General features: G+C 41.1%; 11 protein-coding genes. 7 read left to right on the top strand and 4 right to left on the bottom strand.

Annotated elements, in window-relative coordinates:
• The first annotated feature begins 92 nt into the window (after positions 1 to 92).
• Positions 93 to 1,385: an NCS2 family permease gene (locus PSH50_RS02140; protein ID WP_004589400.1), complete on the top strand. Its 1,293-nt coding sequence runs from the start codon at positions 93 to 95 to the stop codon at positions 1,383 to 1,385.
• A 250-nt stretch (positions 1,386 to 1,635) separates the two neighbouring features.
• On the opposite strand, the gene PSH50_RS02135 is transcribed toward PSH50_RS02140, so the two are convergent.
• Positions 1,636 to 2,394, bottom strand: a complete 759-nt coding sequence (locus PSH50_RS02135; protein WP_024032356.1) for a hypothetical protein — start codon at positions 2,392 to 2,394, stop codon at positions 1,636 to 1,638.
• 293 nt (positions 2,395 to 2,687) lie between these two features.
• Here PSH50_RS02135 and cysB point away from each other — a divergent pair, with 293 nt between their 5' ends.
• Positions 2,688 to 3,665 carry an HTH-type transcriptional regulator CysB gene (gene cysB / locus PSH50_RS02130; protein ID WP_024032357.1) on the top strand — a complete coding sequence of 326 codons (978 nt, stop codon included), beginning with the start codon at positions 2,688 to 2,690 and terminating at the stop codon, positions 3,663 to 3,665.
• 71 nt (positions 3,666 to 3,736) lie between these two features.
• On the opposite strand, the gene PSH50_RS02125 is transcribed toward cysB, so the two are convergent.
• From PSH50_RS02125 to pabB, 3 genes are all read right to left on the bottom strand, one after another.
• Entirely contained in the window at positions 3,737 to 5,113 is a 1,377-nt protein-coding gene (locus PSH50_RS02125; protein ID WP_004589403.1) for an L-serine ammonia-lyase, read from the bottom strand.
• 102 nt (positions 5,114 to 5,215) lie between these two features.
• Positions 5,216 to 5,791: a CoA pyrophosphatase gene (locus tag PSH50_RS02120; protein ID WP_039972509.1), complete on the bottom strand. Its 576-nt coding sequence runs from the start codon at positions 5,789 to 5,791 to the stop codon at positions 5,216 to 5,218.
• Positions 5,792 to 5,797: 6 nt separating this feature from the next.
• The gene (gene pabB, locus PSH50_RS02115) at positions 5,798 to 7,144 is read right to left on the bottom strand and encodes an aminodeoxychorismate synthase component I (protein WP_273586767.1); all 1,347 of its coding nucleotides are present in this window, start codon (positions 7,142 to 7,144) and stop codon (positions 5,798 to 5,800) included.
• Between the two features lie 169 nt (positions 7,145 to 7,313).
• Between pabB and PSH50_RS02110 the strand changes: the two genes are divergently transcribed.
• The 5 genes from PSH50_RS02110 (at position 7,314) to PSH50_RS02090 (ending at position 15,251) form a co-directional block, all read left to right on the top strand.
• Positions 7,314 to 8,840, top strand: coding sequence for a fumarate hydratase (locus PSH50_RS02110; RefSeq protein ID WP_273586768.1), 1,527 nt, complete (start codon positions 7,314 to 7,316; stop codon positions 8,838 to 8,840).
• A 450-nt stretch (positions 8,841 to 9,290) separates the two neighbouring features.
• A complete protein-coding gene (locus tag PSH50_RS02105) occupies positions 9,291 to 10,331 on the top strand; it encodes a Glu/Leu/Phe/Val dehydrogenase (RefSeq protein ID WP_273586769.1) in 1,041 nt (346 codons plus the stop codon).
• 154 nt (positions 10,332 to 10,485) lie between these two features.
• Positions 10,486 to 11,124 carry a chloramphenicol acetyltransferase gene (locus tag PSH50_RS02100; RefSeq protein ID WP_273586866.1) on the top strand — a complete coding sequence of 213 codons (639 nt, stop codon included), beginning with the start codon at positions 10,486 to 10,488 and terminating at the stop codon, positions 11,122 to 11,124.
• A 355-nt stretch (positions 11,125 to 11,479) separates the two neighbouring features.
• Positions 11,480 to 14,368 carry a two-component regulator propeller domain-containing protein gene (locus tag PSH50_RS02095; RefSeq protein WP_337938810.1) on the top strand — a complete coding sequence of 963 codons (2,889 nt, stop codon included), beginning with the start codon at positions 11,480 to 11,482 and terminating at the stop codon, positions 14,366 to 14,368.
• 58 nt (positions 14,369 to 14,426) lie between these two features.
• Positions 14,427 to 15,251 (top strand): M90 family metallopeptidase, encoded by an 825-nt coding sequence (locus PSH50_RS02090; RefSeq protein WP_273586770.1) that lies wholly within the window; start codon positions 14,427 to 14,429, stop codon positions 15,249 to 15,251.
• The last annotated feature ends 41 nt before the right edge of the window (positions 15,252 to 15,292 follow it).

Raw genomic sequence — 15,292 nt, 5'->3', positions numbered from 1 at the left:
GTCAACAGTTTAGTATATCGCAAGGTAAAATGTCCTGTTTATACTTAATTTTATGGTAAAATCACGTCACTTTTTACTATCACAAGTCTATTATGCTCGAAGCTCTATTTAAACTCCGCGAAAATAACTCCAATGTGCGACGCGAAAGCATTGCTGGAATCACTACTTTCATTACTATGGTTTACATTGTATTTGTAAACCCTGCAATGCTTGCGGAAGCAGGCATGGATCAAGGTGCTGCATTTGTTGCTACCTGTATTGCGGCTGCTATTGGCTGTTTTATTATGGGATTGTGGGCTAATTACCCTTTAGCACTTGCGCCGGGCATGGGTTTAAACGCATTTTTTACTTACGGTGTTGTACTGGGCATGGGTTATAGCTGGCAAGCTGCATTAGGTGCGGTATTTATGTCTGGTTGTATATTTTTAATATTAAGTTTGTTTAAGGTCAGAGAGTGGATAATTAATGCTATTCCTTTGGTTTTAAAGCAGGCTATTGCCACTGGTATTGGTGCGTTTTTAGCGTTAATTGCGCTTAAAAATGCAGGCATTATTGTTTCAAGCCCAGCTACATTAGTACAGCTTGGCGATATTACTTCGGCAGGTCCTTTATTAGCTATTTTAAGCTTTTTTGTCATTGCTGCTTTGCTTTATCGTGATATAAAAAGCGGCGTACTTATTAGCATTTTGCTAGTAACGGGCATTGCGTTAAGCCTCGACTTAGTTGAGTACCACGGCGTAATGTCAATGCCACCGTCTATTTTACCTACCTTCATGCAACTTGATTTTGCAGCGGCCTTTGAGCTTTCTATGCTGAGTGTAATCTTTGCGTTTTTGTTTGTTGATTTATTTGATACATCAGGCACGTTAGTTGCGGTAACTCAAAAAGCAGGCTTAGCCGATGAAAAAGGCAATATGCCACGTTTAGGGCGTGCTTTAAGTGCAGATAGTACAGCTACTATTGCGGGTGCAATGTTAGGTACTTCTACCACTACTTCTTATATTGAGTCTGTAGCCGGTGTATCGGTTGGTGGGCGTACTGGCTTAACAGCTGTTGTTGTGGGTATATGCTTTTTACTAATGATGTTTTTTGCGCCACTTGCGCAAATGGTGCCGGCTTATGCAACAGCGGGTGCTATTTTATACGTTGCGGTATTAATGCTGCAAAACCTTAAGTTTGTAAACTGGGATGACATGAGCGATGCAATTCCGGTAAGTGTGGTACTACTTATGACGCCGCTTACATTCTCTATTGCGCATGGTATTGCTCTTGGTTTTATATCGTATACTGCGGTTAAAGTACTGTGTGGTAAACGCGATCAGGTTAGTATTAGCGTGTGGATTTTAACAGCGTTATTTATTATCAAGTTTGCATTTCTATCGTAATAGTTAATACCCATTCTTTTAGTTAGAGTTTTAGCTTGAGGGTGGGTAAACATTTATTATTTAGTGGCTATCACTCATTGCCACTGCATTGTTATACCTTGCGTATCTATGTTGTGGTAAATGAGCGTTTATAACGTAGTTAGCGCTAGGTAGTGCCTCAAAATACGTTAGTATTTACCCATTGGTAAAAGCTTAACAGATACAAAAAAGCCCATACATTATGTATGGGCTTTCTTTTGGGTATTTAAAATTACCATTTCTTTTTAGGTGCAAATAGTACGTCTAAGTCATCTTGCTCTGCTTCTGCTTTTTTCTTCAGGGCAGTGGCATTTGATGCTTTTAGTTCGGTGCTTATTTCTTCTAAATAGGCTTCAACTTCTTGGCGTTTTGCGTTTACGTATTCATCAGAATAGGTAACGGCACTAAGTGTGGCATAGGCTTTTTCAAAATATTGCCTAGCAGAGCCCACCATGCTCGCTGAACGAGCAGATAAACCGCGTTTAATTTGGCTTTCTATATTAATTCTAAGTTGTAACTTTTCAAGGCGTTTATCTTCTGCTGCAAATACTTGGCTATCTACACGGCCTTTACTGTGCTCAGAGCGCATAATAACTCTAAGCTTTTTTATGCCCTGAATTAACGAGACTAACTGCTTATCGTTACTTGGTAACGATAAATTGTCGCTGCTATTACCTTGTACTGCACCACTTAGCTTTTCTTTAGCTTCGTTCATTCTGCTTTTTAATGCTTTAGAATTAGGTGAATGGTTCACCATAGCGTTAAGTGCTTCGTAACATCTACGTTGTAAAACGCGTATAATGTTTTCAGAAAGCGGAATATTAGCGCTATTCATAAGTGCTTCTTCTGTTTCTTCAATTATCGCTTTTTGTTTTGTTAATTCTTTGCGACGTTCAATTTCTTGCTTTTCTTTATGCTGCTGTACAGCGCTTACCCACAGTGCAATCACTATCAGTGCCACTATAAGCACAATTATAATCGAAACGATCATGGCTTAATTCTCGGATTCATAATCTATTTTTTTATATTACATCAAATATATGCTTTGAGGGTAGCTTTGCGCTGATTAACTTAAAAATATGTTAAAAATTAGATATAAGAATAATGTATTATAAGTTGAACCTGAATAAACATCGCTATCTGCAGCGGGTTTATTATGCTAGCCTTAATGCTTAAATAATGAAAATATACGTGCTTACTTTGCCAAGTTTTAACTAAATTAAACTTGGTTTTGCTTAGTATTACCATCATATAAGCTTAATAATAACGTTAAAAACTGCAACCATGAAATTACAACAACTTAGATACATCGTAGAAGTTCAAAACCATAAGCTAAACGTATCAGCAACTGCTGAGAGTTTATTTACCTCACAGCCTGGTATATCTAAACAAGTGCGCATGCTTGAAGATGAGCTAGGTGTACAAATTTTTGGCCGCAGTGGTAAGCATTTAACGCATGTTACAGGTGCCGGCGAAGAAATAATTAACATTTCTCGCGAAATTTTATCTAAAGTCGAAGGTATAAAAGCGGTTGCTAATGAGCACACGCTGCCTGATCAGGGTAAACTAAATATAGCCACTACACACACGCAAGCTCGTTATGCTTTGCCTAGTGTTATTCAGGGCTTTATGAAAAAATACCCAGCTGTTTCGCTGCATATGCATCAAGGTACACCACAACAGATTTCTGATGCGGCAGCGCGCGGTGACGCAGACTTTGCCATTGCAACTGAAGCACTTCATTTATACTCAGATTTAGTTATGCTGCCTTGCTATCATTGGAACCGCAGCATTGTGGTGGCAAAAGATCATCCTCTAGCACAAAAGGCCGACAATTTAACCGTTGCTGATATAGCGCAGTATCCGCTTATTACGTATGTATTTGGGTTTACTGGTCGCTCTGAGCTTGATAAAGCATTTAATGCGCACGGTCTTGAGCCGCACATTGTGTTTACTGCAACCGATGCCGATGTAATTAAAACTTATGTAAGGTTAGGGCTAGGTGTAGGTGTAGTTGCCTCAATGGCCGTTGATCAATTAAGTGACACAGATTTAGTGTGTATTGATGCCAGCCATTTATTTGAAGCTAGCACAACTAAAATTGGCTTTAGAAAGGGCAGTTTTTTACGTACTTATATGTATGACTTTATTGAGCGTTTTGCCCCGCATTTAACTAAAGAGCGAGTAGAGCGAGCAAGCTTATTACGTAATCAAGAAGATGTTGATGCGTTATTTGCCGACATAGAACTGCCAGTAAAATAGTAAGACTTTAAGTATACAAATACTAAAAAACCGCGTATTGCTAAAATACGCGGTTTTTTGTTTTTATACGCTTAACATTCAATAATGTTTACCGCTAATCCACCGCGTGCGGTTTCTTTATATTTGGTTTTCATGTCGTTACCGGTATCGAGCATGGTTTTAATCACTTTATCAAGCGACACCTTTTGCTCGCCACTGCCACGTATTGCTAGGCGAGAGGCATTAATTGCTTTAATGGCGCCCATGGCATTGCGCTCAATACACGGTACTTGTACCAATCCGCCTACAGGGTCGCAGGTTAGGCCTAAATTATGCTCCATGCCTATTTCGGCGGCGTTTTCAACATGTACTACATTACCACCAACAATTTCGGTGAGTGCGCCAGCTGCCATTGAACAGGCAACACCTACTTCACCTTGGCAGCCTACTTCTGCGCCCGAAATAGAGGCATTTTTTTTGTATAAAATACCAATAGCCGCTGCGGTTAATAAATAGCGTGTAGCTATGTCGCGGTCCACTTCTTTAATAAATGTGTGGTAGTACATTAAAACGGCCGGCAATATACCCGCAGCACCATTTGTTGGCGCCGTGACTACGCGCCCACCTGCGGCATTTTCTTCATTTACAGCCAAGGCAAATAAATCTACCCAATCCATTGCTCTGAGTGGGTCATTACTCACTTCTACATTTAGCTTTAAATACAAACTAGGTGCACGGCGTTTAACTTTTAAACCACCTGGTAAAATTCCCTCGGTGCGCATGCCACGTTCAATACAGGCTTTCATTACTTGCCAAATATTAAACAGCTCGTCTTTAATATCGTCTTCTTTGCGCAGCGTTTTTTCGTTATGCATCATTAAAGTAGATACACTAAAGCCTGATTCTTTACACAGCTCTAGTAAATCTTTTGCACTTTCGAACGGGTAAGGAGCCGGGTTTTGCTCGCGTATATCAAGGGCTGCTTGTTTTTCGTTTTCAAATTCTTCATCGGTAACAATAAAGCCGCCGCCAATAGAGTAGTACACTTTGCTATATACTTTTTCGCCATTATTTGAGGCAATAATTTCCATTGCATTAGAGTGCTTAGGTAAGGTTTTGCGGCGATGAAAAACAATAGCCCCTTGCTTAGGAAAGTTCGCTTTATGGGTTTGGTTGAGGTATATCACTTGCTCTTTTTCAATGGTGGCAAGGATATCGTCAACTAAATCGGCATCTATTGTTTCTGGGTCGTAGCCGGCAAGCCCTAATATAACGGCTTTACCAGAGCCATGGCCTACGCCGGTTTGACCCAGTGAGCCATAAAGCTCTACCTTTATATCGGTAACAGAGGTTAAAAGTTGTTGCTCTTGTAGGTCATTAACAAATAAGCGCGAGGCACGCATTGGGCCAACGGTATGTGACGACGATGGGCCAATACCAATGCTAAACATATCAAATGCACTGATCATACTATGGGTCTCTACTTTATTTACTCAGCCCGAAAGCTGTTCTTTGAACGGTCGAGTATCATAACGTTAATTCTATATTATGTAACTATTTGGCCGTAAGTTTTACACTGGTAGGGCAAGCTGTTTTGTAAAGTTTTTTATAATGCTAGCCGTTGCTCCCCACAGTAATCCGTGCGGTGTACTAAACCCTTGCAAGGTGATGGTTTTGCCAAAACGTTGAAAAGGAATGGGTTGCCAATTGGCCTCGTTTGAAAGCTGGGTAAGCGACAGTAAAAAGCTAGCTTGCACTTCATTATAATCGTTCTCCCATACTGTGTGTTCATCAAGTAAACCCACAAATGGGCTAATGCTAAAGCCAGTTAGGGTAGAGTATTGTGGCAGCTGCCCGAGCACTTTAACATTACTTGGCGCTATATTAAGCTCTTCGTGTAATTCTCGAAGCGCTGTGGTGCGCAGGTGTTTATCGCTTTGCTCAAACTTACCGCCGGGTAAACAAATTTCCCCAGGGTGATGATGTAAATAAGTAGGGCGTTTGCACAATAAAATATGCGCGTGGTTATCAACATCAATAATAGGCAGCATAACCGCACTGGCACGCTTTTTACGGGTATCTTTTATTTGATTTGGCGCGGCAGTAGGGCTTAGCTGAAACCGCGCCATAATATGTTCACTATTCAAAGCGTTCTACTGTTTTAATAAAGGAAGTATTTTATTCACTTTATCGTATGTTTCTTGGTATTCCAATTCGACTTTAGAATCAGCGACAATACCACCACCGGCCCAGCAATAAATGTGTTCGTTATGACAAACCAATGTACGGATTGTAATACTGGTGTCCATATTACCGCAGGCGCTTAAATACCCTATAGAGCCACAGTAAATACTACGCCTATGAGGCTCTAGCTCTTCAATTATCTCCATAGCTCTAATCTTAGGCGCGCCAGTGATTGACCCTCCGGGGAATGCTGCTTCAAGTTGATCAACACACGTTTTGCTCTCATCCAGTTCTGCCGTTACGGTACTCACTAAGTGATGCACTGCCGGAAAGCTCTCAATAGCAAAAAGTGAGGGCACCTTTACAGAGCCAGGTTTTGCAACCTTACCTAAATCGTTACGCAGTAAATCAACAATCATTACGTTTTCTGCGCGGTCTTTGGTTGAGTTTTCAAGGGCTCTGGCTTGCTGTTGGTCGGCGATTGCATCTGCCATGCGTGGCAAAGTGCCTTTGATAGGTTTTGTTTCAACTATATTGTCGTGAACTGCAATAAAGCGCTCTGGCGATATTGATAAAATGGCGCCACGTGGGTGATTAATAAAGCTAGAAAATGGCGCTTTATTAGCCTCACGCAATACTTTGTAGGCTTGGAAAGGGTCGCCTTTAAAACCGGCACTAAAGCGCTGTGCTAGGTTGATTTGATAGCAATCACCACTTTTTAAATAATCTTGTATTTGCGCAAATTTATCAGCGTATTCATGTTCACTCATATTTGAGCGCCAATCGCTGGTGAGCGAAAACTGTGCAGGCGCTACATCGTTTGCTAAAAATTGCTGGTAAAGCGCTAAACGGTTCACGTTAGGCTGAGAAACGTAAAACCAGCTTTGCTGGTGTTTATCAAATATCAGCGCATCTAAATAAAGGCCAATGGCCATTTGTGGCATTGTTATATCGTGTTTTGCCGTGCGTGGCATGTGCTCAATAATACGACCTAAATCGTAACCAAAATAACCAAGCCAGCCGCCGTTAAAAGGCAGGTTATTAGCGGCTTTTTGCGCGCTAAGTTTACTTAGTTCATCGTTCATTATTGTAAAGGGGCTACGCGAGTCAAGCTGCTGATTAAATACGCTTTGATTGTTGTTTACTTCTAAAATAGCGTGAGGCTCTATCGCAATAATATCAAAGCGACTATTTATGTGCTCGCTATTGGCTGAGTCTAGTAATACGGCATAGGGTAAATGCGCAAAATGCGCGAAAACATCAATGCAGTTTTGTGTTATGGCTAATTTTACACAATTTTTTTCATTGTTTAGCATTTACTGCCCCTTTAAGAACTGGCTCGAAACGGGCTGGGAGGGTATCATAAGTCAAATTTTTTTGGCAGCGTTTAGTATCAAATCTACGTTGTAATTAAAACAGTGCAAACCACCGTCACCGGTTTGGTATAGATTACGCTTAAGCGTAACGCTAACTTAAGGAACCACTATGAGTACAATCCGTCAGCAAGACTTTATTGATAGCATTGAAGATGCGTTGCAATATATCTCTTTTTATCATCCCCTTGATTTTGTTCAAGCGTTAGAAAAAGCCTACAACAAAGAACAAAGCAAGGCTGCAAAAGATGCAATCGCGCAAATTTTAATTAACTCGCGTATGTCGGCTGAAGGCAAGCGTCCATTGTGTCAAGACACGGGTATTATTACCTGTTTTGTAAAAGTAGGGATGGATGTTAAGTGGGATAAAACAGATTTAACCGTACAACAAATGGTTGATGAAGGCACACGTCGCGCATATTTAAATCCAGATAACCCACTACGCGCTTCTATTGTAGCTGACCCTGCTGGCACACGTAAAAACACTAAAGATAATACCCCTTCAGTTGTGCACATCGATTTAGTGGCGGGTGGCGAAGTAGAAGTAATGGTTGCAGCGAAAGGCGGCGGCTCAGAAAACAAAAGCAAAATGGTTATGCTAAACCCATCTGACGATGTGGCTGCATGGGTAGAAAAAACGCTACCAACAATGGGCGCTGGTTGGTGCCCGCCAGGCATGCTAGGTATAGGCATTGGTGGAACCGCCGAAAAAGCAGCGGTAATGGCAAAAGAGTCGTTAATGGACCCGGTTGATATTCATGAATTAATGGAGCGCGGTGCAGAAACAACGGAAGAAAAACTGCGTTTAGAAATTTTTGAACGTGCTAACGAACTAGGTATTGGCGCGCAAGGTTTAGGTGGTTTAACAACGGTTGTTGATATTAAAGTAAAAACAGCGCCTACGCATGCGGCATCAAAACCTGTTGTGATGATCCCTAACTGTGCTGCTACGCGCCACGTACACTTTACACTAGACGGCTCAGGCCCTGCAGATTTAAAAGCACCTAAACTAGAAGACTGGCCAGAAGTGACGTTTGAAGTAGGTGAAGGAACTCGCCGTGTTAATTTAGATACGTTAACTAAAGAAGACACCCGCGAGTGGAAAATGGGAGAAACTGTTTTACTCTCAGGCACTATTTTAACAGGCCGAGATGCTGCCCATAAACGCTTACAAGATATGATCAATTCAGGTGAAGGTTTACCTGAGGGCGTTGATTTTGATAATAAGTTTATTTATTACGTTGGCCCAGTTGATGCTGTAGGTGATGAAGCCGTAGGCCCTGCAGGCCCTACTACCGCAACACGTATGGATAAATTTACCGATATGATGCTAGAAAAAACCGGCATTGTAGGCATGATAGGTAAAGCTGAGCGTGGTCCTGCTACAGTTGAGTCGATTAAAGAGCATAAATCGGTTTATTTAATGGCGGTAGGTGGTGCGGCATACTTAGTATCTAAAGCAATTAAAAAAGCACGCGTGGTTGCCTTTGAAGATTTAGGTATGGAAGCAATCTACGAATTTGAAGTAGAAGATATGCCAGTTACGGTTGCTGTAGACAGCGAAGGTGCTAACGCACACACGCAAGGCCCTGCAATTTGGAAAGCTAAAATTGAAGAGCTAGACGGCAAGCTTAAATAAAGGTTTACGTAATCTAATTACAAAGCGAGCTTAGGCTCGCTTTTTTTGTATTTGTTTTATGAAATATTAAAAAAGCGCAAATTGCCCCTTCAAATAAACACCTCAGACCAGTTACAGTAAATCTGCTTTTTTCTTCATAAACCTATACACTGTGCGACTTTGCTGGGAGGGGAGCTGTGTAATACAAGGTTTACACTTGGCATTACCTTTACGTTCACGTAAATGTGAAAGCGCTTTTTAACGGTGTTGTTAGCTTTAAATTTAATTTATGTGCCTTTTGTTGAATTTTATATCCATATTTTATTGCTATTTAGATTTATTAATTCACAAGGCTCGCTTTTTACGGGTTTAACTTCTCATTATGTGGCACCCTTAAAAATGAAGTGGTAAAGTTTCGTCAATTTCCAGCGCTCATCCCTCTCACGGGTAAACTATTTTGGAGTAATTACAGTGGCTGTGTTTAATCAAGCTGAATTTGATAACCACGAACAAGTGGTTTTTTGTTCTGACGAAGCGTCAGGTTTAAAAGCAATTATTGCCGTACATAATACTAACCTTGGCCCTGCTGTTGGTGGTTGTAGAATGTGGGACTATGCCAACGATGAAGATGCCGTTTACGATGTTTTACGTCTCTCTAAAGGGATGACCTATAAAAATGCGGTTGCTCGCCTACCGTTTGGTGGTGGTAAATCGGTTATTATTGGCAATGCAAAAGAGATTAAATCAGAGCAGTTATTTCGAGCTTTTGGTCGTCAATTAGAGCGATTAAATGGCCGTTACTATTCTGCCGAAGATGTAAACATTACATGTGATGACGTTGCATTAATGAATAAAGAAACAAATTATGTGCTGGGCTTGGAAGGAAAAAGCGGTAATCCGTCACCTTTTACAGCTTACGGTACGTTTTTAGGAATTAAAGCGGCATTACAGCACCAACGCGGACATCAAGATTTTGCGGGCATTAAAGTGGCTGTACAAGGTTTAGGTGCAGTCGCCTATGGTTTATGTAAGCATTTAGCGCAAGCTGGTGCAAAATTATTTGTAACAGATATCAATCAAGATGCTGTAAAGCGGGTAGTAAATGACTTTGGTGCTACGGCGGTGGGTATTGATGAAATTTACGACCTTGATGTTGATGTATACGCACCTTGTGCATTAGGTGCCACCATTAATGATGAAACCATTGCACGTATTAAGGCAACCATTATTGCTGGGTGTGCTAATAATCAGCTAGCGCAGTCTCGTCACGGTGAAGTACTTCGTGCAAAAGGTATTTTGTATGCACCCGATTACGTTATTAACGCTGGTGGCATTATTAATGTGTATTACGAAACTGCGCCACAAGGCTACAGTGAGGCGGCGTCTAATAAACATGTTGAAGGTATTTTTGATACCTTAACCGAAATATTCACCCGTAGTGAAAAAGAGCAAAAATCAACGCACTTGATTGCCGATGAGTTAGCGCAAGAGATAATTCAAAACGGCCTGTAAATTTACCCGTTTATTTAAACTAAGGCGTACAGTGGTACGCCTTTTTTGTTTATACTCTGTGGCGTGGTAATTTTTGTGGCCAAGACCCTTATGGCAATCCGGCCTAATCGTTAACGACAAGCTTATGGATATTATGACTGATATAAATGCCTTAATGGAGCCCATCGACCTTGATACATGGCCTCGCCAACAACACTTCGAATTATTTAAAAACTTTACCCAGCCATATTTTAATGTGTGCGTAACACTTAACGCCAAGCCTTTATTTGAATATTGTAAACAAAATAAACTGTCTTTTTTTCAAGCATATGTGCATGCCACATTAAAAGCTTGCCACGCTTATAACCCGATTATGCTAAGAATTATTAATGACCGTCCATGGCGATTAAAGCAAGTAAGAGCCAGTGTGGTAGAGCTTGCTAGTGATGATTCGTTTATATTTAGTTACTTTAATTATTCGCCTTGCCTTGAAGAATTTGCTCAGCACGCCACAGCGATAAGTGCCAATGCTAAATCTCAACCTTTATTTTCTCAGGCGTTTAATCAAACCGAAGGGCAGGCCGATTTGATACATATATCGGTTTTACCTTGGCTGAACTTTAGTAGTTTTTCGCATGCCTTTAGTGAAGGGAAAAGCTTAGGTATTCCTAAATTTGTGTTTGGTCAATACGATAAAAGCACGGGCCTAATGCCGTTTTCGATTGATGTGCATCATTCGCTAATGGACGGTTTACACGTCGCAGCGTTTATAAACGTATTACAAAACAATATTGACGACTTTTGTAAAGATTAATTGAATTTAGTTAATGCAATGTATTTATTTGCTATGGTAGTATTTTTAGTTAGATAGGCGATATAAGTTAATTTGTAACGATTAGCTGATACGTTTACGACATTAAGTTTTAGCGACTTATTTAAGGTGCTTTTTAGCACGTATTATTAGTTGTTTACGCTATTGTTTAGTTTTAAATAATGCGCTTTTAGCGCTTAAACAAACCCTAGTGTATTCACCCAATGCGTATAGGGATTTTAACGCTTTGTTGGAGCGCACAATTTTGGTGTGCTCAGTGCCAAGTAAATTCTTTCCTACTCCTTTTAAATAACGATAAAACGCTTACACACAAGTAAAAGAATAACTAAGGCAGTTGATGATGAGACAATTAAGCATTATATGTTCTTTTTTCGTCATGTTTTTATGTGAAGCCCAAGAGCAAACCCGTTTACCGTTAAGTGATTATTTTTCTGAAACATGGAATACCCGCTCTGGATTGCCCCACAACAGTATTAATAGCGTTACGCAAACCCAAGATGGCTACTTATGGGTTGCTACATGGGAAGGTTTGGCACGTTTTAATGGCCAAGAGTTTACAATATTAACCCGAGCTCATATTAATAACTTACCCGACTCGGGTTTAAGAGCACTCACTCCCACAAATAGTGGTGGGTTATACATAGCGGGGTCGCGCGGAGGAATTAGCTTATATCAACATAGGCAGTGGGATACCAAGCGCTCAGCATCAACCATGGTTAATCATTTAATTGAAAGTGCTGATCAAAGCTTATGGTTAGCCCTTGAAAACGACGGCGTGTTTTATCGTGAACATAACAGCGATACCGACCTTGCAATTATTAAAAATGTAAGTGCTTATCGGGTTATAGAAGATCACGATGGGGTTATTTGGGCAGCAACTAGTGCAGGCCTTTATAAAATACACAACAAAATACCGACCTTAATGACGCCACACTTTGGTTTACCAAATGCACCTGTATATAACTTATTAATTACCCGTGGTGGCTCGCTTATTGTGGGAAGCGAAAAAGGCGCGTGGATCAAAACCAAGGCGCAGTTTCAGCCAATACATGAAAAGCTTATCAATGAATCTATTTCTAGCTTATTAGAGGATAACCATGGAGACTTATGGTTTGGCACAATTAATAAAGGGGTGTTTAGGTTATCGCCCGATGGCGTAGAGCAGTTAGATGCCAATAACGGATTACCCGCCAACCGTATTTTATCTTTGTTACAAGATAGAGAAAACAGTATTTGGATTGGCACAAACGCCGGATTGTTTCGCCTGCGTGAGTCGCCGTTTTCATCGTGGACCCAAAAAAGAGGTTTAGCGGGGGATTATACCCGCACAGTGCTTTCTCACTCCGATGGCAGTTTATGGGTGGGGGGAAGCTCTGGCTTAAATATAATAAAAAATAATCGCGCTACCTTGGTTTCAGGCTCTAAACAAAGCAGCCCTTATTCTGTGCTCAGTTTACACGAAGCACCCGATGGTAGTGTGTGGGCAGGTACGTATACCTCAGGTGTTTTAAAAATAGTTAATAATACCTTTACGCCGTTTATTAATCGTAGCACTGGCCTTGGAAGTAACGAAGTAAGGGCTTTATTATTTGATTCTAAAAACCGTTTGTGGATAGGCTCTGCTATGGGGCTTACGCGTATCAATGAAGATGGCAGCTTAAATCAATTTACAAATAAAAAAGACTTACCAAGTGGGTTTGTACTTGCACTTAGTGAAGATAACGCAGGCAATATTTGGGTAGGCACCGGCAATGGGGTAGTGGTATTTGATATTGTTAGAGAGCAATTTACAACGGTTGAATTCCCTCGTGAGTTTTCTGCGCAATATGCGTTTGGGTTTTATATTGATGAGACCTATACATGGATGGCCACAGATAGAGGCTTAGTACGCTATGAGCTAACAAGCGGAAAAATGGCCATGCTTGGCTTAGAGCAAGGTTTACCTATCGATAAACTATTTCAAGTGGTGCCGCACAATGGCTCATTTTGGCTCTCGAGCAATCGCGGAATTATTCAAATCGATAAAAATCATATACAACAAATCCTCGACGCTCCCGCGAGCGCTAAAGCACCCGTGCTTAACTATCAACTGTATGATGAAGGCGATGGGATGTTAAGTGCGCAGGCCAACGGAGGTTCAACCCCTTCGGCTGTAACGCATAACGATGGGAGTATTTGGTTTGCAACCGCAAAGGGGGTGAGTACCGTAAAACCAGCGCGCTTACAAGCATCAACGCAAATTGCGCTGCCGACCATTATTGAAAATATTTTTGTAGATGGTAAGCCTATTGCGCTTCCGCTTGAAGGGGAGTCGGTATTTTTGCCTCCGGGGGTTTCTCGTTTATCGTTTCATTATGCAGGGCTGAGCTTTATTATGCCGCAGCGATTAAATTTTCAAACCCAATTAAAGGGCTTTAACGATAAATGGGTTAATCGCCAACATATGACCGGTGCTGAGTACACTAACTTACCGCCTGGGGAATATACCTTTATGGTACGAGCAAGTTACCCTAACGCACAGTGGCAAGATAATCAGCAAGCTGTAAATATTGTAATTCAGTCATTTTTTTGGCAAAAACCGCAATTTAAGTTTGCAGTATTTGTATTATTTTTAATGGTTATTTTTGCTATATACAAATACCGTTTATATCACTACAAAAAAATAGAAATAGAGTTGACTAATCGCGTAGAAAAACAAACCCAAGACCTACAAACGCAAGCCAATGCGTTTGCGTACCAAGCAACGCACGACCAACTTACTGACATGCCTAACAGGCGTGCTTTTGATAGCTGGCTTGCCCATAACTTTGCCACTTACAAACAGCAAAACCGGCCGTTAGCCATAGCTATACTGGATATTGATCACTTTAAGCGGATTAACGATAACTGGTCGCATATTATTGGCGACAAAGTGATTTGTACTATTGCAGAGCTGCTTAAAAATGGCTGCCAAGAAAACCAGCATATAGCACGCTGGGGCGGTGAAGAGTTTACAATTGTTTTTGCAGATAAAACCGCCGGCGAAGCAAAAATCATATGCGAAGCACTGCGCGAGAGCATTGCACAGCATGACTTTTCGGCCATGGGTGAGGGGTTAAGTGTAACAGCCAGTTTTGGCTTGTCTGACTCAACCAACGTCGGTGATTACGATCGCCTTTTATCGCGGGCAGATCAAGCATTGTACAAAGCTAAAAATAGCGGACGAAATTGCACAGAAATTATCTGATTGAAAATGAGTGCATGTGCACATATTAATAAGAGACTAACTTATTTTGGATGTCCCCATGATAAACGGGCTACTCATTTTTGCTTTGGCTATTTTTGTTGTAATTTATTGGCGCTGGCAGGCACTACAAAACTGGCTTTGGAATAAAAAATATAAAAACGCGGTTTTAAACTCTCAACAAAAAGAAATACTCCTTCGTTGCATGCCTATCTATAAAAAGATGACGGATATCGACAGAGTCAAGCTTGAGCGCCACATAATATGGTTTTTAAATGAAAAGCGCTTTTTAGGCCGAGACGGACTAAAGCTAACTCCCGCCATGAAGCTGATAGTTGCTGCCGATGCCTGTGTGTTAGTGCTTAATAAACCTTGGCCACTTTATAAAAACGTAAAAGAAATTTTACTCTATCCCAGTGCGTATTATGCGCCGCAATCTACACGAGATAGTGCTGGGCTGGTTAGTTACCACAACGCGGTACGCTTAGGTGAGTCATGGCCTGGTGGCACGTTAGTGCTAAGTTGGCACGATGTACTTGAAGGCAACCGTTTACCAAGTGATGGCCATAATTTAGTGTTTCATGAATTTGCCCACCAGTTAGACCAAGAAACCGGAAAAACCACTGGCACTCCATTATTAAAAACCCCTAATGCTTATAAAGAGTGGGCCCGAGTGTTTAGCCGTGCCTTTGTGCAGTTAAAAAGTCATGTTGCTTATAACATGCCTCACGTTATTCATAGTTATGGGGCCACCAATGAGGCTGAGTTTTTTGCAGTACTCACAGAGACCTTTTTAGAAAAGCCAGCGCAGCTTAGGCAACACGACCCTGAAATTTATAGAATGCTGGTGGATTACTACCAATTTGACCCCATAGTTTGGCATTAATTTTTGGTACTTGGTCTGATAACGCTGGCAAGTTAGCGCTG

The organism is Pseudoalteromonas sp. Angola-7 (assembly GCF_028599255.1).
In the GTDB taxonomy this organism is placed as follows: Bacteria; Pseudomonadota; Gammaproteobacteria; order Enterobacterales; family Alteromonadaceae; genus Pseudoalteromonas; species Pseudoalteromonas atlantica.
Note: the sequence above shows the minus strand (reverse complement) of the source record. Positions and strands in the feature narration are given on the sequence as shown.